Source organism: Blastococcus sp. SYSU D00922 (assembly GCF_054050495.1).
This window is the reverse complement of the sequence record NZ_JBJGZL010000011.1, coordinates 114498-131168: the sequence shown is the minus strand read 5'-3', so window position 1 is coordinate 131168 and position 16671 is coordinate 114498. Positions and strand designations below refer to the sequence as shown.

The 16671-nt window shown below is 76.0% G+C and carries 14 protein-coding genes; 3 read left to right on the top strand and 11 right to left on the bottom strand.

Features of this window, described 5'->3' with window-relative positions; all coding sequences use genetic code 11:
- Window positions 1-87 precede the first annotated feature (87 nt).
- Window positions 88-642, top strand: coding sequence for a uridine kinase (locus tag ACI78T_RS16030; protein ID WP_456559112.1), 555 nt, complete (start codon window positions 88-90; stop codon window positions 640-642).
- On the opposite strand, the gene nudC is transcribed toward ACI78T_RS16030, so the two are convergent.
- From nudC to ACI78T_RS16010, 4 genes are read right to left on the bottom strand one after another with little or no spacing between them, the layout of a single operon-like run.
- Window positions 635-1555, bottom strand: coding sequence for an NAD(+) diphosphatase (nudC, locus tag ACI78T_RS16025; RefSeq protein ID WP_456559111.1), 921 nt, complete (start codon window positions 1553-1555; stop codon window positions 635-637). The two genes, ACI78T_RS16030 and nudC, sit on opposite strands and share 8 nt — an antisense overlap.
- Window positions 1552-2907: a M16 family metallopeptidase gene (locus tag ACI78T_RS16020; RefSeq protein WP_456559110.1), complete on the bottom strand. Its 1356-nt coding sequence runs from the start codon at window positions 2905-2907 to the stop codon at window positions 1552-1554. Before ACI78T_RS16020 ends, nudC begins: the two co-directional genes overlap by 4 nt.
- The gene (locus tag ACI78T_RS16015) at window positions 2904-4214 is read right to left on the bottom strand and encodes a M16 family metallopeptidase (protein ID WP_456559109.1); all 1311 of its coding nucleotides are present in this window, start codon (window positions 4212-4214) and stop codon (window positions 2904-2906) included. Before ACI78T_RS16015 ends, ACI78T_RS16020 begins: the two co-directional genes overlap by 4 nt.
- A gap of 49 nt (window positions 4215-4263) precedes the next feature.
- Entirely contained in the window at window positions 4264-5151 is an 888-nt protein-coding gene (locus ACI78T_RS16010; RefSeq protein WP_456559108.1) for a DUF2510 domain-containing protein, read from the bottom strand.
- A 54-nt stretch (window positions 5152-5205) separates the two neighbouring features.
- On the opposite strand from ACI78T_RS16010, the gene ACI78T_RS16005 reads away from it, so the two are divergent.
- Window positions 5206-5973, top strand: a complete 768-nt coding sequence (locus tag ACI78T_RS16005; RefSeq protein WP_456559107.1) for a putative protein N(5)-glutamine methyltransferase — start codon at window positions 5206-5208, stop codon at window positions 5971-5973.
- On the opposite strand, the gene ACI78T_RS16000 is transcribed toward ACI78T_RS16005, so the two are convergent.
- Window positions 5970-7382: a M20/M25/M40 family metallo-hydrolase gene (locus ACI78T_RS16000; protein WP_456559106.1), complete on the bottom strand. Its 1413-nt coding sequence runs from the start codon at window positions 7380-7382 to the stop codon at window positions 5970-5972. The two genes, ACI78T_RS16005 and ACI78T_RS16000, sit on opposite strands and share 4 nt — an antisense overlap.
- Window positions 7383-7439: 57 nt before the next feature.
- On the opposite strand from ACI78T_RS16000, the gene ACI78T_RS15995 reads away from it, so the two are divergent.
- Window positions 7440-8291, top strand: coding sequence for an alpha/beta fold hydrolase (locus ACI78T_RS15995; protein WP_456559105.1), 852 nt, complete (start codon window positions 7440-7442; stop codon window positions 8289-8291).
- A 40-nt stretch (window positions 8292-8331) separates the two neighbouring features.
- On the opposite strand, the gene ACI78T_RS15990 is transcribed toward ACI78T_RS15995, so the two are convergent.
- From ACI78T_RS15990 to ACI78T_RS15965, 6 genes are all read right to left on the bottom strand, one after another.
- Window positions 8332-8697: a YciI family protein gene (locus tag ACI78T_RS15990; protein WP_456559104.1), complete on the bottom strand. Its 366-nt coding sequence runs from the start codon at window positions 8695-8697 to the stop codon at window positions 8332-8334.
- Between the two features lie 140 nt (window positions 8698-8837).
- The gene (locus ACI78T_RS15985) at window positions 8838-12164 is read right to left on the bottom strand and encodes an ATP-dependent helicase (protein ID WP_456559103.1); all 3327 of its coding nucleotides are present in this window, start codon (window positions 12162-12164) and stop codon (window positions 8838-8840) included.
- Complete coding sequence (locus ACI78T_RS15980) at window positions 12161-15343, bottom strand: ATP-dependent helicase (protein ID WP_456559102.1); 3183 nt, start codon at window positions 15341-15343, stop codon at window positions 12161-12163. Before ACI78T_RS15980 ends, ACI78T_RS15985 begins: the two co-directional genes overlap by 4 nt.
- Before the next feature lie 63 nt (window positions 15344-15406).
- Window positions 15407-15577, bottom strand: coding sequence for a hypothetical protein (locus tag ACI78T_RS15975; protein ID WP_456559101.1), 171 nt, complete (start codon window positions 15575-15577; stop codon window positions 15407-15409).
- Between the two features lie 91 nt (window positions 15578-15668).
- The gene (locus ACI78T_RS15970) at window positions 15669-15956 is read right to left on the bottom strand and encodes an MGMT family protein (RefSeq protein WP_456559100.1); all 288 of its coding nucleotides are present in this window, start codon (window positions 15954-15956) and stop codon (window positions 15669-15671) included.
- An 82-nt stretch (window positions 15957-16038) separates the two neighbouring features.
- Window positions 16039-16620: a TIGR03086 family metal-binding protein gene (locus ACI78T_RS15965; RefSeq protein WP_456559099.1), complete on the bottom strand. Its 582-nt coding sequence runs from the start codon at window positions 16618-16620 to the stop codon at window positions 16039-16041.
- Window positions 16621-16671 lie beyond the last annotated feature (51 nt).

Sequence of the window (16671 nt, the reverse complement as noted above, 5' to 3'; positions counted from 1 at the left end):
CAGCCGCTCACCCCGCCGGCGCTCGCCGAGCGCCTGGCCGCCCTCCTCGCCCCGCTGCCCCCCGAGACGGGCGCGTCCGCGCTGCGAGTGGCCGTCGACGGCCCGGACGCCGCGGCTCCCGAGCGCCTCGCGACGGCGGTCGCCGAGCACCTGCCCGCGCTGGGCCGCCCGGCCGTCGTCGTGCCCGCGGGCGGCTTCTACCGGCCGGCCTCGCTGCGGCTGGAGCACGGGCGCACCGACCCCGACGCGCGGTACACCGACTGGCTCGACGCCGGGGCGCTCACCCGCGAGGTGCTCGCCCCGGTGGGCCCCGGCGGCAGCGGCGAGTACCTCCCGGTGCTGTGGGACGTCGTCCGGGACCGCGCCGCCCGGGCTCGCCGGCGGCCCGTCCCGCCGTCGGGCGTGCTGCTCGTGCCCGGGCCGCTGCTGCAGGGCATCGGGCTGCCCTTCGACGTGGTCGTCCACCTGCGCATGTCGCCGGCGGCCCGCCGCCGGCTGACCCCGGCGGACCAGGCATGGGAGCTGCCGGCGTTCGACCGCTACGACGACGAGGTCGACCCGGCCGGGCTCGCCGACGCCGTCGTCCTCGCCGACCACCCCGACCGGCCGGCCCTGGTGCTCGCCGGCCGATTCGCTAGCTGAACTCGCCGGCGACCCAGCGGTCGAGGATGTGGCGGGCGATCGACACCGGTGGCGGGAGCGCGGCCGGCCCCTCCCCGCGCGCGAGCTCGTCCCGCGTGAACCAGCGGGCCTCCTCGATCTCCGTGGGGTCGACCACGAGCTCGTCGGCGCCGTCGACGCGGGCGACGAAGCCGAGCATCAGCGACTGCGGGAACGGCCACGGCTGGCTACCGACGTACTGGATGCGGGTCACCGCGAGGCCGACCTCCTCCGCGACCTCCCGGGCCACCGCCGCCTCGGCCGACTCCCCCGGCTCCACGAAGCCGGCCAGGATGGAGAAGCGCCCCGGCGGCCAGACGGCCTGCCGCCCGAGGACGACGCGGTCGCCGTCGTGGACCAGCATGATCACCGCGGGGTCGGTGCGCGGGAAGAACTCCGTGCCCGTCTCGGGGTCGCGCTGCACCCAGCCGGCGCGCTCCACGGTCGTGGCGTTGCCCGTCAGGGGGCTGAACCGGTGGCGCTCGTGCCACTCCAGGATGCCGATCGCCTCGACGAGCAGGCCGGCGTCCAGGTCGCCGAGGTCGGCGCCGACCTCGCGCAGCCCCGTCCAGGTGTCCACCGGGCGCCCGTTCACGGTGAGCGAGCGCTCGCCGCGCACGGCCGCGTAGGGGACGCCGTCGGCCTCGCCGAGGTAGACCGCGCCCAGGGGCAGCTCCGGCTGCTCGTCCCAGACCAGGCCCGGCCCGGTCGGTCCCTCGGCCACCGGCACGGTGCGCCGGGGGTCGACGGTCAGGACCCGGACCGGCCGCCCGCCCGTGGGGTCGGGCAGCGTGCGGGACAGGTGGGCCCTGTCGTGCGCGACCCGGCTGAGCACCGGGACCTCACCGCTGGAGGGGCCGGTCCCCTCCGGCCACGCGGATGCCGGGACGGTCATCCGGGGGTGCCGGCCCGGACGCTGACCGGTGCGAGAGCGCCGAGCGGACCGGAGATCCGCTCGGCGTCGCCCACGACGACCGCGGTGAGCCCGGTCGCGGCGAGATACCGGTGCGAGACCTCCCGCACCTGCTCGAGCGTCACCTGGGCCAGCGCCTGCTGGTGCTCGGCCAGCCAGCCCGGCGGCAGCCCGGCGCCGACCAGCGCGGAGAGCGTGCTGGCCAGCCCCGCGTGCGTCGCCGTGGACAGCGCCATGCTGCCCAGCACGTACCGCCGGGCGGCGTCCAGCTCGGCCTCGGTCACCGGCAGCAGGGCCATGCGGCCGAGCTCGTACCAGGTCTCCAGGAGGGCGGGGCCGGTCACCTCCGTGGCGACGTCGGCCTCGACGAGGAACGACGAGCCGGCCGCCAGGTGGTCGACCGAGCTGCGCGGGCTGTACGTGTATCCCTTGTTCTCGCGGATGTTCTCGACCAGGCGGGAGGAGAAGTACCCCCCGTAGATCATGTTGGCCAGGCGCACCGCGGGCAGGTCCGGGTCGGTCCGGCCGGGCGCCGGTCCACCGAGCCGGATGTTGGACTGCACCGCCCCGGGCCGGTCGACCACCTCGATGCCGGCGCCGAGCAGCTCGGGCGCCGGGGGTGCCTCGACGGCGTGCCCGCTGCCGGCCCACTCGCCGAGCGCGGCGGCGACCGCGTCGGCCGCGGCCGCCGGGTCGAGGTCGCCGACCAGGACGAGGCTGCTGCCGGCCGGGAGCACGCGCGCCCGGTGGAGGTCGCGCAGCGCCGCACCGTCGACGCCGGTCACCAGGGCGGGGTCCGGGAGGGTGATCGCGTAGGGGTGGTCGCCGTAGCGTCGCGCGGCCAGGGCGCTGCGCGCGATGACACCCGGCTGGGAGAGGGCGATCGCGATCCGCTCGGCGACGCGGTCGCGCTCGCCCTCGACCTTGTCGTCGGGGTAGGTGGCGCCGGTCAGCAGCTCGGCCAGCACGCCGAGGACGGGACCGAGCCCGTCGGGCAGCAGCGTGGTGGCGAACAGGAGCCGGTCGGGGTCGGTGGAGACTGACAGCTCGGCGCCGTGGCCCTGGAGGAGCTGCGCGATGCCGGTCTGGTCGTGCGCGGCGGTGCCGAGGAGCACCGCGCCCGAGAGGACGGAGCCCTGCGCGGTGTGCAGGCCAGCGTCGGCCGCCGTCGTCGCCGCGAACGGCACGCGCAGCCGCAGCTCGATCAGCGGGACGCCGGGCCGCGGGACCACGACCAGGCGCAGCCCGCTCCGCAGCGTCGACTCGACCGCCGTGGGGACCGGCTGGGGCCGCGGCTCGCCCAGCGGCGGGATCAGGGACAGGTCGAGACTCATCGCCGTCCTCCCGTGGCGCGCAGCTCGAGGACGGCAGCGGTGCCGGGATCCAGGTCGCGGGCGGCGGCCTGCACCTGCTCGGGCGTCACGGCCGCGAGCCGCGCGGCCAGCTCGCCGGCGAGCTCCGCCCGGCCGTGGACCAGCTCGGCGGCGGCGAAGCCCAGCGTGCGACCGAGCACCGAGTCGGCCTGGCGGAGCAGCTGCGCCTCGGTGCGGGCCTGCACCCGGCGCAGCTCGTCGGCGGGGACGCCGTCGTCGGCGATCTTCCGGACCTCCTCGTGCACCGCGGCCTGCACCGTCTCGGGTGCGACGGCGGCGGGGTGGTGCACCTGGGTGGTGAGGAGCGTGGCGTCCCGGACGTCGAACGGGTCGCCGAACAGCCCGACGTAGCTGCTCTGCGCGATGGCGATGCGGTCGTCGTGCACCAGCCGGCGCTCGAGCCGCGAGGCGTCGCCCTCGCTGAGCAGCTCGCCCAGCAGCACGGTGCCCAGGTAGCGGTCGAAGTCGCCGACCGGGTCGGGCACCCGCCAGCCGATGGCCAGGGCCGGCGCGGGGGCCAGCGCGTCCTCGACGACCGCGGTGCGCACGCTCGTGGGCAGCGGCTCGCCGGTGGGCGGCAGCGGGGGCACCGGGCGGGCGGCGACCGGGCCGAACCAGCGCTGCACGAGCCGCTCGGTCTCGGCGACGTCGAGGTCGCCGCCGATGCAGAGCACGGCGTTGCCCGGCGCGTAGTAGGTCGAGAAGAAGTCGGCCGCGTCGTCGACGGTCGAGGACTCGAGGTCGACGAACGAGCCGTAGCCGTCGTGGGTGTTGGCGAAGCTCTCGAAGGCGATCTGCGGCAGTTGCAGCCACGGGAAGGCGCCGTAGGGCCGGTTGAGCACGTTGACCCGGATCTCCTCCTTCACCACGTCGATCTGGTTGCGGAGGTTCTCCTCGGTGATCGCCGGCGCCGCCATGCGGTCGGCCTCGAGGAACAGCGCACGCTCGAGCGCCTCGGCCGGGAGCGCCTCGAAGTAGTTCGTGTAGTCCTGGTGGGTCGACCCGTTGAACGTGCCGCCGGCGGCCTGCACCAGGCGCGCGTGCTCCATCTTGGGGACGTTCGCCGACCCCTGGAACATCATGTGCTCGAAGAGGTGGGCGAAGCCCGTGCGCCCTTCCGGTTCGTTGCGCATCCCGACGTCGTAGAAGACGCTCACCGCGACCACCGGGACGCTGCGGTCGGGGGCGAGGACGACGCGCAGCCCGTTGTCGAGGGTGAAGCGCTCCACCGGGTGCCGCAGGGTCAGTTCGGTCCCGGCTGCAGTCACGCCGACGACAGTAATCGCGGGGGGCGACCGACCGCTGCGCGGTCGGCCCTCACAACACGTCGACGGCGTCGATGACCCGGTCGATCACGCCGTAGAGCTCGGCGTGGGTGTTGGGGATCGAGAGGTAGAGGAGCGCCGGCGCCGGCCGGCCGACGTCGATGAGCAGCAGCGCCGCCCGCTCCCCGCTCGCGTCGTAGCCCGGCGCGTCCCACGCCAGCTGGAACTCGTAGAGGTAGGCCTCGTGGCCGTCGACCGTCCGAGCCTCGTCGCGCAGGACCGTCCGCTCGTTGGGCCGCGGGTAGTAGTTGAACCGCACGCTGTCGGCGACGGTCCGCGTCGTCGTCTGGAGCGTCGAGGGCCCGGCCCAGCCGAGGCCGTCCGACAGCGGGCCGGACGTGCACTGGGCGATGAACGTCGTCCCCTCGGGCGTCAGGTCCTGGGTGACGAAGTACTGCCCGGCGATCGCGGTGACCTCGGCCTGCATGCCCAGGTCGAACTCGTACCAGTTCTCGCCGAGGTACGGGTAGGAGATCCCCGAGGCCTCGTCGATGATCCGCACGGTCCCCGGCGGGAACTCGGGTCCGGCCGGGGGCAGCTGCGCCGACGACGACGGCGCCTCGGCCACCGGGTCGGACGCGGGCCGGCCCAGGAACACCGCGGCGACGACGACGGCGACCAGCACGAACAGGGAGACGCCGACGATCCAGGCCGTCCGGGCGCCGCCGCCACCTCGGGACGGCTCCTCGGGCGGGGGCACCGGCGACGGCGCCGGTGCGGGCGGCGCGAGCAGCGGGGAGGACCGGACGGCGACGCCCGGACCCGACGGGATCGCGACGTCGGACCAGGTGAGGCCGTTCCACCAGCGCACGAGCCCGGGGGTCCCGTCGGGGTCGGGGTACCAGCCGGGGGGCGGAGCCGGCTGGTCGGGTCCGGTCACGGCGTCCACCCTAGGACGGCGCGTAGCGTTCGCGGCCCATTCGAGGAGGCGCGCGTGACCGCTGCTGCAGTCGTCGACCGGCTGCGGGCTGCCGGCTGCGTGTTCGCCGAGGACGAGGCATTGCTGCTCACCGCAGAGGCGTCGTCCCCGGCAGCGCTCGAGGAGCTGGTGCGCCGCCGGATCGACGGGGAGCCGCTCGAGCACCTGCTGGGCTGGGTGGACTTCTGCGGCCTGCGGATCGCGGTGGCGCCGGGGGTGTTCGTGCCGCGACGCCGGTCGGAGCTGCTGGTCGGCGAGGCCGCCGCGCTGGCGCCGGCCGGGGCCGTCGTCGTCGACCTGTGCTGCGGGTCGGGCGCGGTCGCCGCGGCGCTGACCGCGCGGCTCGACCGGCCCGAGGTGCACGCCTCGGACGTCGACCCGGCGGCGGTGGCCTGCGCCCGCCGCAACCTGCCCACGGGAGCTGTGCACGCCGGCGACCTGTTCGACGCGCTGCCGTCCTCGCTGCGGGGGCGGGTGGACGTCCTCGTGGCGAACGTCCCGTACGTGCCCAGCGCGGCCATCGCGTACATGCCGCCGGAGGCGCGCGACCACGAGCCGCGGACCGCCCTCGACGGGGGCGGCGACGGCCTCGACGTGGCCCGACGCGTCGTGTCGGGCGCGCGGGCGTGGCTGGCGCCGGGCGGGTCGCTGCTCTTCGAGGTCGGCGCGGCCCAGGTCCCGACGGCGACCGCGGTCGTCACCGCGGCCGGGTTCGCCGGCCGGGTGGTCGCCGACGACGACATCGGCGCGACGGTCGTCGTCGGGACCCTGGTCGCCGGCTAGCGGAGGCGCATCGCGCCCAGCTCGCGCCACAGGTGCGCGGCCGCCTCGGCACCGCGGTGCAGCATCGGCAGCAGCACGCGCTCGTTCGGCGAGTGGATGCGGTCGGTGGGCAGCCCCGCGCCGAGGAACAGCAGGGGCGCCCCCAGCGCCTCGACCAGGTCCGCCTCGGGCCCGCTGCCGCCCTCGCGGGTGAACAGCACGTCCTGCGGCTGGGTGTCGAAGGCCTGCCCGATGGCGCGCAGCAGCGCCTCCATCGCCGGGGAGTCGAGGTCGCTGGCGCACGGGGAGACGCCGCCGGGCGGGGTGTGCACCTCGGCCTCGATGCCGGCCGGCACGTTCGCCTCGACCCACGCGCGCAGCTGCGGCCCGATGTCCTGCGGCCGCTGGTCGGACACCAGCCGGAACGTCAGCTTGGCGTGCGCCTCCGCCGGGATGATCGTCTTGTGGCCGGGGCCGGTGTAGCCGCCCCACATGCCGTTGACCTCGGCGGTCGGGCGGGCGCCGGTGCGCTCCAGGGTGCTGAAGCCCGCCTCGCCGTAGGTGGCGCGGGAGGCGGCCGGGCCGGCCAGCCAGGCCTGCTCGTCGAACGGGACGCGGCTCATGAGCTCGCGCTCGCGGTCGGTGAGCGGGCGCACCTTGTCGTAGAAGCCGGGCAGCGTGACGCGCCCCTGGTCGTCGTGCAGCTTCGCGAGCAGCTCGGCCATGGCGTGCAGCGGGTTGGGGACGGCACCGCCGAACGACCCCGAGTGCAGGTCGACGGCCGGTCCGCGCAGGGTGATCTCGGCGTCGGCGAGACCGCGCATGGCGGTGACCGCGCTCGGGATGTCGGGTGCGGCCATGCCGGTGTCGCTGACGACGACCACGTCGCAGTCGAGCCGCTCGCGCCGCTCGGCGAGCAGGGCGGGGAAGTGCGGCGAGCCCGACTCCTCCTCGCCCTCGATCAGCACCTTGACCGTGACGGCGGGGGTGTCGCGGCCGGTGGCGGCGAGGTGGGCGCGCAGACCGAGCAGGTGCACGATCAGGACGCCCTTGTCGTCGCTGGCACCCCTGCCGTGCAGCTCGGGGCCGTCCGGTCCGTCCACCCGGGTGGGCTCGAACGGCGGGTGCACCCACAGCTCGGGCGGGTCGACCGGCTGGACGTCGTGGTGGCCGTAGACGAGCGCGACAGGGGCGTCGGCGTCGGCGGACGGCCACTCGGCGAAGACGGCGGGCGCGCCCGGGGTCGGCCAGATCTCGACGGTCGGGAAGCCGGTGCGGCGCAGCGCCTCGGCGAGCCACTCGGCGCTCGCGGCGACGTCGGCGGCGTGTGCCGGGTCCGCGGAGATCGACGGGATGCGGACCCATGCCTCGAGGTCGGCGTGCAGGTCGTCGACGTGGTCCAGCACGAAGTCGCGTTCGGGGTTGCTCACGGCGGTCGACGGTAGTGCCGTCGGCGGTGCGGCCCGCGTCCGGCTAGCGTCCGGGGCATGGGCGGAGAGCTGCTGCGGACCGACGTCGGCGACCTGACCTTCGACGTCCGCGTCGACGGCCCGGAGGACGGGCGGCCGGTGCTGCTGCTGCACGGCTTCCCGCAGACCTCGGCGTCGTGGGCGGCGGTCAGCCCGCTGCTGGCGCAGGCCGGGCTGCGGACCTACGCCCCCGACCAGCTGGGCTACTCCCCCGGCGCCCGCCCCGGGGAGGTCCAGGCGTACTCCGCGCAGAACCTCGCTCAGGTGACCGCCGACCTCATGACCGCGCTGGAGATCCCGGTCGCCGACGTGGTCGGGCACGACTGGGGCGCAAACGTGGCGTGGACGCTGGCCGCGTGGCACTCCGACCGCGTCCGCTCGCTGACCGCGGTCTCGGTGCCGCACCCGGCCGCCTACACCGTCGCCTATCGCACCGACCCGGAGCAGAAGGAGCGGTCGGCCTACATCCGGCTGTTCTGGCAGGCCGGCAAGGCGGAGGACGTGCTGCTCGAGGACGACGCCCGTCGGCTGCGCCGGATGCTGACCGGCGGCGAGCACGCGTCCGGGATCCCGGACGAGGCCGTCGAGGAGTACGTGGCGGTCCTGTCGGCACCGGGGGCGCTCACTGCGGCGCTCAACTGGTACCGCGCGATGAGCTCCGACACCCGCGTGGACCGGGTAGAGGTGCCGACGACGTACGTGTGGAGCGACGGCGACGCGGCGATCGGGCGGACGGCGGCCGAGGCGTGCGCCAACTACGTCACGGGGCACTACAAGTTCGTCGAGCTGCCCGGCATCACGCACTGGATCCCCGAGCAGGCCCCCGAGCAACTGGCCCGCGCGATCCTGGACCGCATCGCGTCCGCCTGAGCGGGTCGGTCCCGCGGACCGGGTTGGCCCGGCCGACGACCTACGCCGGGACCTCCTGGAAGGCACGGACCTCGATCCGGGAGTTGAGGGCCTTGGACGCCTTGGCGGCCCAGGCGACGGCTGCCTCGCGGTCTGGCACCTCGATCACCCAGAGGCCACCGAGATACTCCGGCGCCTTCGTGTACGGCTCGTCGACAAGGGCGAGGCCGTCACCTGTGTGGTCGACCGTGACGGCCGTCGAGGGCGGGTGCAGCCCGCCTGCGAAGACCAGAGCGCCCGAGCCCTGCAGCTCCTCGATGAAGGCGAGAGCCACCGCCATCGTGGCTTCGAGCTCCGCCGGGTCCATCGTCGCCATCGTGGGCTCCTCGGCCGAGTCGTGCGGCATCGACAGCAGGTACTGCGTCACGGTGATCCTCCGAGGTCGTCGCGCCGGCCCGTCCGGCCGTGCTCCCGGATGGGGTGACTGCGGGCGCTGGCACATCTCATCGGTCGCCGGTACGTGGGGCGTCGCGCTCCGGGTTGCCGGTTTCGAGCCCCGGGGGCGGGTCAGTCGTCCGCGCCGGTGACCAGGTTCAGCAGCCCTGCCTCGTCGAGGAGGTCGACCGGGCGCAGCGTCACGTTGGCGGCCACGTGGTGGAAGCCGGCGCTGACCTGCTCGACGGGCACGCCGGTCAGGCGCGACCACCCGAGCCGGTAGGCGGCGAGCTGCACCGCGGCGGCGGACAGCTCGCCCCCCGACGGCGGCGGGCCGGTCTTCCAGTCGATGACCTCGAATCCGCCGTCCTCGCGCTGGAACACGGCGTCGATCCGCCCGCGCAGGGTCAGCGGACCGAGCGGCGTCTCGAACGGGACCTCCACCTCGGCCGGCTGGCGGTCGGCCCACTCGCTGGCGAGGAACGCCTCCTGCAGCTCGGCCAGCACGCCGTCCGGCGCGGCGAACTCGTCGCCGGAGCCGGGCAGCTCGTCGAGGTCGACCAGCTTGGCCGCGCCGAACCGCTCCTCCAGCCAGGCGTGGAACGCGGTGCCGCGCCGAGCCTGAGGGGCGGGCGCCGCCGGCATCGGACGGCGCAGCCGCCGGGCCAGCTCGGCGGGGTCGCGGCGGAGCGTCACGAGCGCCGACACCGACAGGTGCGAGGGCAGCGGGACGTCGACCGTCGGGCTGGCGTGCCGGGCCCGCTCGCGCAGCAGCAGGTCGGCGTCGCGCACCCACTGCTCGACGAGCGGGTCGCCGCCGTCGAGGACCTGCTCGGCGTCGAGCGGGTGCGGAGCGGCGCCGGTGACCAGCTCGGCGGCGGCCGTCAGCGCGCGACGCCGTCCGGACGAGAGCGGGTCGGCCGGCCAGATCCCGACCGGCCACTCCTCCAGCGCCGGGTTGGTGGCGTCGTCGGCGGGCGGCTCGGCCCAGTGCACGACGGTGCCCGCGCCGTCCTCGCACGCCTGCCGGGCGGTGAGCAGCAGCGACGACGGCCCGCACGGCTTGACGCCGTCGCGCCACCAGCTGCCCGAGCACAGCAGCAGGTGCCGCGCCCGGGTGACCGCGACGTAGCCCAGGCGGATCTCCTCGGCGGTGCCGAAGTCCTTCCACTCCTGGACGTACTCCTCCAGCGCCTGCTTGACCACGGCCTGGTCGCCCGAGCCGGGCACGGGCAGGCGGAGCCGCGGGAGCTCCTCGCGGTCGGTGAGCCGCAGGTCGGCCGGGACGGCGCCGGGGTCGCGGATCCACGAGTCGCTGGTGTCCGCCTTCGCCGGGAACTGATCGGCGGTGAGCCCGGGGACGGCGACGACGTCCCACTCCAGGCCCTTCGCGGAGTGCCCGGTGAGCAGCTGCACCGCCTCGGGGTTCACGGCGACCTCGCCGGGCTCCAGCCCGCGCTCGCGCTCCTCGGCGTCCCGCAGGTAGCCGAGGAACGCCGGCAGCGACGGCAGCTCGGCCAGCTCGGTGAACTCGGCGGCGACGCCGTGCAGCGCGTCGAGGTGGGCGCGGGCGCCGGCGGGGCTGGCGCCGGGTGCGCTGGCGAGCTCGGTCTCCAGGCCCAGCGTGCGGGCGACCTCGTCGACCAGGTCGGGCAACGACTCGGAGAGCCGGGTGCGCAGGTGCCCGAGCTCCGCGCCCAGCCGCCGCAGCCGCCGGTAGCCGGCCTGCGAGTAGGCGTCCGGGCCGCCGAGGTCGTCGAGGGCCTCGACGATGCTGCCGCGCTCGGACGGCGCCTCCACCGTGGGGGCGCCCTCCGCCGGCGCCGGCCGGCGGGAGTGCACGAGCGCGCGGGCGCGCGCCTCGAGGGCGGCGAGATCCCGGGGCCCGATCCGCCAGCGGGCGCCGCTGAGCAGCCGGCCCAGGGCGTCCCCCGCGGTCGGGTCGACCAGGACGGTGAGGGTGGCGATGACGTCGGAGACCTCGGGGACCTCCAGGAGGCCGCCGAGACCGACCACCTCGACGGGCAGGCCCCGCTCGCGCAGCGCCGCCGCGATACCGGGAAGCTGTTTGCGGGTCCGCACCAGCACGGCGACGGTCGGGCGCTTCCCGTCCTGCCGGGCCACCAGCGGGTCCTCGTTCCGCCAGCAGGTGGCCAGCCGGTCGGCCAGCGCCTCGGTCTCGTCCGCCACCGTGTCGTAGAGCCCGACGGTCACGGCACCGCGGCCGGCGGTCGGCGCGGGCGCGAGGTCGGGCAGCGGCTGCTCGGGCGGGGGCAGCATCCCCGAGACCGCGTTCGCGACTGCGAGGACGGCGTCGTCGTTGCGCCAGCTCGTGGCCAGGGTGAGCCGCTCGGCCGACCTGCCGGGCAGCCCGGGGAACGTGCGGTCGAAGCGCTCGATCGTCCCGGCCGAGGCGCCGCGCCAGCCGTAGATCGACTGCCGCGGGTCGCCGACGGCCAGCACCGGGTGACCGGTCGCCCGCCCGAACAGCGCCTCGAGCATCCGGAGCTGGCCGACGCTGGTGTCCTGGTACTCGTCGAGCAGCACGACCTTCCAGCGCGCCCGCTCGCGGCGGCCGACCTCCGGCGAGGCGACCGCGATCCGCGCGGCGTAGGCGACCTGGTCGGCGTAGTCGATGGCACCGGCCGCGCGCTTGCGTGCCTCGAACGCCTCCACCAGCGGCAGCAGCGAGACCCGCGCCTTCTGCCGCGCGAGCAACTCCAGGACCGGCGCGTAGGGGCCCTTCTTGCGCGGGGCGTCGGCGTAGCCGTGGATCTGCGACTCCAACCGCGCCGTCCAGGCGCCCAGCGTGGAGGGGCTGATGTCGTGCTCGCCCAGGTCGGCGGCGAGCGCCAGCACGTCCTCGACCGTGGTGAGCAGCGTGAGGGGGACGTCGCTCATGTCGCCGGTGTAGGCGGTGACCACCTGCGCCGCCTGACCCCAGCACATGGCGGGACCGAGCACCCCGGCCCCGGGCTCGACGCCGATCCGCAGGCCGTGCTCGGCGACCAGCGCCGCGGCGTAGCCGTGGTAGGTCGACACGGTGGGCTGGGCGATGTCCAGCCGCTCCCGCAGCTCCGGCTCGGTGTCGGGGTGGCGAGCGAGCGCGCCCAGCCGCAGCCGGATGCGCTCGTTGAGCTCGCTGGCCGCCTTGCGGGTGAAGGTCAGGCCGAGGATCTCCTCCGGCGCGACCACGCGGTTGGCCACGAGCCAGGAGACGCGCGCGGCCATGGTCTCGGTCTTGCCGGACCCGGCCCCCGCGACCACGACGAGCGGCCGGTCGGCCGGTGCCTCGACGACCCGCGCCTGCTCGGGCGAGGGCGCGTACGACAGCCCGCAGCGGGCCGCGACCTCGGCCGGGCTGAGCCACCGGCGGGTGGCGGGGGCCTCGGGGACCGGCTCGGCGAACAGGTCGTCGAAGGAGAGCTGGTCGGCGGGCGCGCCGGCGCGGGGCGTCATGCCGTCACCTGCCGGCCGGGCTCCTGCAGCGGGCAGCTGCGACGAGCGGGGCACCGCGAGCAATGCGAGCCGGTGCGCACCTCGAACGTGGCCGCGCCCATCCCCTCGCCGACCTGCGCGAGCAGCTCGCCCGCCCACGTCTCGCCGACCGGCACGTCCGCGGGCAGCGGCTCCTGGTGCTGCTCCTTGGCCTTGGCCCCGGTGCCGACCTGGAGCAGCGCGGCGCCGCCGGGCACGTTCCCGTGGTCGCCGAAGGCGCCGGCGGCGATGGCCACCTGGTAGGCGGCCAGCTGCCCGTGCTCCTCGGTGTTCTTCGCCGCGGTCTTGCCGGTCTTGAGGTCGACGACCACCAGTCGGCCCTCGGCGTCCCGCTCCAGCCGGTCGACCTGCCCGCGGATGCGGGCGCGGCCGACGGTGACGTCGAAGTCCTCCTCCGCGCCGAGCAGCTCGCGGCCGTTGGCGGCGTGCCAGCGGAGGAACTTGTCGAGCATCTCCTGGGCGGTGACCCGCTGCCGCTGGTCGGACCACCCGGGGCCGAGGTCGAGCTGGTCGAGCTCGGTGTCGAGCGCGGCCTTCGCCTCAGCCGCCGGCAGCCCCTCGGCGACCCGCTGAGCGACCGCGTGCACCGCCGAGCCGACCGTCCGCGTGGTGTCGGGCGAGGCCTCGGCGCCCACCGCACCGAGCACCCACCGGAGCGGGCAGCGCTGGAAGGTCTCGATGGCCGAGGGGCGGACGCGGACCGCGTCGTCCTCGGGCACCAGCGGGGCGTCGTCCGACAGGGGGGCGAGCCCCCACCAGCTCGACGGCGCGGCGCCGGCGACGCCTTCGTCGGCCAGCCGGCGGAGGACCGACGCGGCGGCCGACCGCCGGTGCGCGGGGGTGTCGGGGTCGGTCAGCGCACGGCGCAGGTCGGCGACCAGCGCCGGGAGCGTGAGCGACCGGGGCAGCTCGGTCAGCGGACGCCCGTCCTCCGGCGGCGGGGCCACCAGGTCGAGGAAGCGGGATGCCGTCGCGCCGGCGTCGGCGCCGTCCAGGGCGCCCTCGACCGCCGTGACCACCAGCCGCTTCCGGGCACGGGTGCAGGCGACGTAGAAGAGCCGCCGCTCCTCGGCCAGGGCCAGGGTCCGGCGGTCGACAGCGGTGCCGTCGACGCCGGACGCCCGCTCCACCAGCTCCTCGATGCCCAGCAGGCTGGACCGCTCGCGCAGGTCCGGCCAGACACCTTCCTGGACCCCGGCCACGCAGACGAGGTCCCACTCGAGCCCCTTGGACGCGTGCGCGGTGAGCAGGCGCACCGTCTCGCCCGCGACCGCCCGGGCGGCTCCGGTGTCGCCGGGCAGCTCCTGGGCGGACAGGTGCGCGACGAACGCCCGGACGTCGGCCGACGGCAGCCGGTCGACGAACCCGGCAGCCGCGTCGAAGAGGGCCACCACGGCGTCGAGGTCGCGGTCGGCCACCGCGCCCGACGGGCCGCCGGCCGCGCTCGACCGGGCCCACTTGGTGGCCAGGCCGCTGGCCTGCCACATCGCCCAGAGGACGTCCTCCGCCGTGCCGTCGTGCGCCAGTGCGAGCCGGCCCGCGGACAGGACCGCGGCCACCCGGCGGGCCGGAGCGGCGACGTGGTCGGGCAGCGCGTCGATCAGGGTGTCGTCGCCCAGGGCGAGGGCCAGCGGGGCACCGCGCTCGGCCGGGTCGACGCCCTGCTTCACCAGGGCGATCCGCACCGCCCGACGGAGACGGCGGAGGTCGAGCACCGTGGCCCCGCCGAGCGGAGACGCGAGCAGCGCCTCGGCGGCCGGCTCGTCGAGCCCGACCGCTGCGCCGTCGGACCCGGGCGCCGGCAGCAGCGCGTCCAGCGCCGTCAGCAGCGGCGCGACGGCAGGCTGGCCGGCCAGCGGCAGGTCGTCCGTCGAGACCGCCACGGGGACGCCGGCCGAGGCCAGTGCGCGTCGCAGCGGGCCCAGCGCGACGGACGTGCGGACGACGACCGCCATCTGCGACCAGGGCACGTGGTCGAGCAGGTGGGCCCGGCGCAGGACGTCGGCGAGGTAGGCCGCCTCCACGGCGGCGGAGCCGAAGACGTGCACCTCGGCCGCCCCCGGATCGGTGGCCTCGCCGGGGACGAGACGACGGTGCTCCCACGGGCCGGGCAGACCTTCGGCGACCTTCCGGCTGATCCGGAGCAGCTCCTCGCCCGATCGGCGGCACACCCCCAGCGACACCCGGCCGGCGGCCCGGCCGTCGGTGTGCCGGAAGCGCTCGGCGAACTCGACCATGCCCCGCGGTTCCGCCCCGCGGAACGCGTAGATCGCCTGGTCGGGGTCGCCGACCGCGACCAGGTTGCCCCCTCCCCCGGCGAGCAGCTCGAGCAGCTCCACCTGGGCGGGGTCGGTGTCCTGGTACTCGTCGACGAACAGCCAGCGGGCCCGCTCGCGCTCCTGGCGCAGCAGCTCCGGGTCGCCATCGAGCTCGGCGATCGCCGCCCGCACGAGCTCGGCGGGGTCGTAGCCCGACGCGTCACCGCGGCCAGCGGTGGAGAAGGCGGTGACGCCCTCGTACTGCTCCTGGAAGGCGGCGGCGAGCACCCAGTGGTCGCGGCCGGTGTCCCGGCCCCACGCGGCCAGCTGCCGCGAGCCCACGCCGCGCTCGGTGGCGCGCATGAGCAGGTCGCGCAGCTCGCTGCGGAAGCCCGCGGTGCCGAGCGCCGGGGTCAGGGCGTCGGGCCAGCGGACCGCGCCCTCCTCCTCCGCGTCGCCGCGCAGGAGCTCGGCGACCACGGCGTCCTGCTCGGCGGAGGTGAGCAGGCGGGGCGGGGCGTCGCCGCGCAGCAGCGCCGCCCGGCGGAGGACGCCGTAGGCGTAGGAGTGGAACGTGCGCGCGAGCGGCTCGCGGATCGTGCGGGCGACCCGGCCGGTGATGCGGGTGCGCAGCTCGGCGGCCGCCTTGCGGCTGAAGGTCAGGACGAGGATCTGCTCGGGGTCGATGCCGGCGTCGATGCGCGCGGCGACCGCCTCGACGATCGTCGTCGTCTTGCCGGTGCCCGGACCGGCGAGGACGAGCAGGGGGCCGGACTCGTGGTCGACGACCGCCTGCTGCGTCGGGTCGAGGCGGGGGGCGGAGAGCCGAGGGACCTCACCCGTGACGAGCCGGTAGACCGGCGCCGCTCCCCCCTGTGCCACCCCTCGATGGAATCACGGCGGACCGACAGTTCCGGGGCGGCTGGGGCGGGTGGGAGGAAGGCCTCAGGTCAGGGCGAGGGCGGCGTCCCGGAGCGTGGCCTCGACCACGAGGTCGGCGGCCGTGGTCAGCCAGCCGGCGACGAGGAGCAGCGGCCACTCGGTCTCGGAGTCCAGGGACGCCGTCGCCGCGCTGAGCCCGGCCTGGGCCACCGCACTGCACGCGATGCTGTTCATGCCGGAGAAGTCGGCAGTTCGGCGGCCCAGCTGAAGGGGACGGCGGCGATCTGCTCCGCCCGGGGAAAAAGGTCACACCCCGGCAACACGCCTACGGCCAGCGGACGGCGGAGAGCACCACGCGACCGTCCCGCATCGGCACGCCCTCGGCGGCGAGGAGCTCGAGCTGCCGCACCCGCACCGGCTCGGCCGCGGAGCCGTCGGCCCGCACGACCCGGAACCAGGGCACCGCTCCCCCGCCGGACGACAGCGCACGGGCCACCCGCCGGGGGCCGATGCCGATCAGCGCGCCGATCGCGCCGTACGTGCTGACCCGGCCGGGCGGGATCTGGTCGACGACGTCGAAGACAGCCTCGTCGACGTCGGCCGGGTCGGTCACCGGCACATCGTGGCGCAAATGCCCGGCCCCTTGCAGGGTCCCGCCGCGAGCTCGCGAGCGGTGGGGGGCACGGGGTCCTCTGTCAGTAGTCCTTGCGGCCGAACCGGGCCAGCAGCCGCGTCTGCGGTCGCGCGGCGGCGGAGACGTCCAGCGGCGGGTCGAACAGGCCCGGGACGCCGTCCTCCGGCAGCTGCTCGGCGAAGACGAGGGCCGCCGTCACCAGTTCGCCGTCCAGCTCGGTGTCACCGCCGGTGGCGCGGGCGAGGTCCCACGCGTGCACCGTCAGGTCGGCGGTCATCTCGAGGATGTACTGCGTCGCGGGTGTCGGGCCGCGCGACAGGTGCACGGTGCGCATCAGCGCGTCGTCCTCGGCGAAGGCCGACAGGGAGTTGTCGGCGGCGGTCTCCCAGCCGGTGAACGGGTCGTCGCCCAGCAGGTCGCTCGTCTCGTCCGGGAAGCGCCCCTCCGCGTACGGCTCACCGGCCAGCAGCGGCGGCGCCCACAGGTGCTCGCTCACCAGGTGGGCCACCAGGTCGGCGACCGTCCAGCCGGGCAGCGACTCGTCCTCCCACTGACCCGGTTCGACGGCGTCGACCCGGTCGGTGAACTGGTTCTGGGCGCGCTGGAACAGCTCGAGGAGCTCCACCGGGTTGAAGTCGGCCATGGCGACCAGTCAAGACGACGACGGCCCGGCCCGCTCCCCGGAGGGAACGGA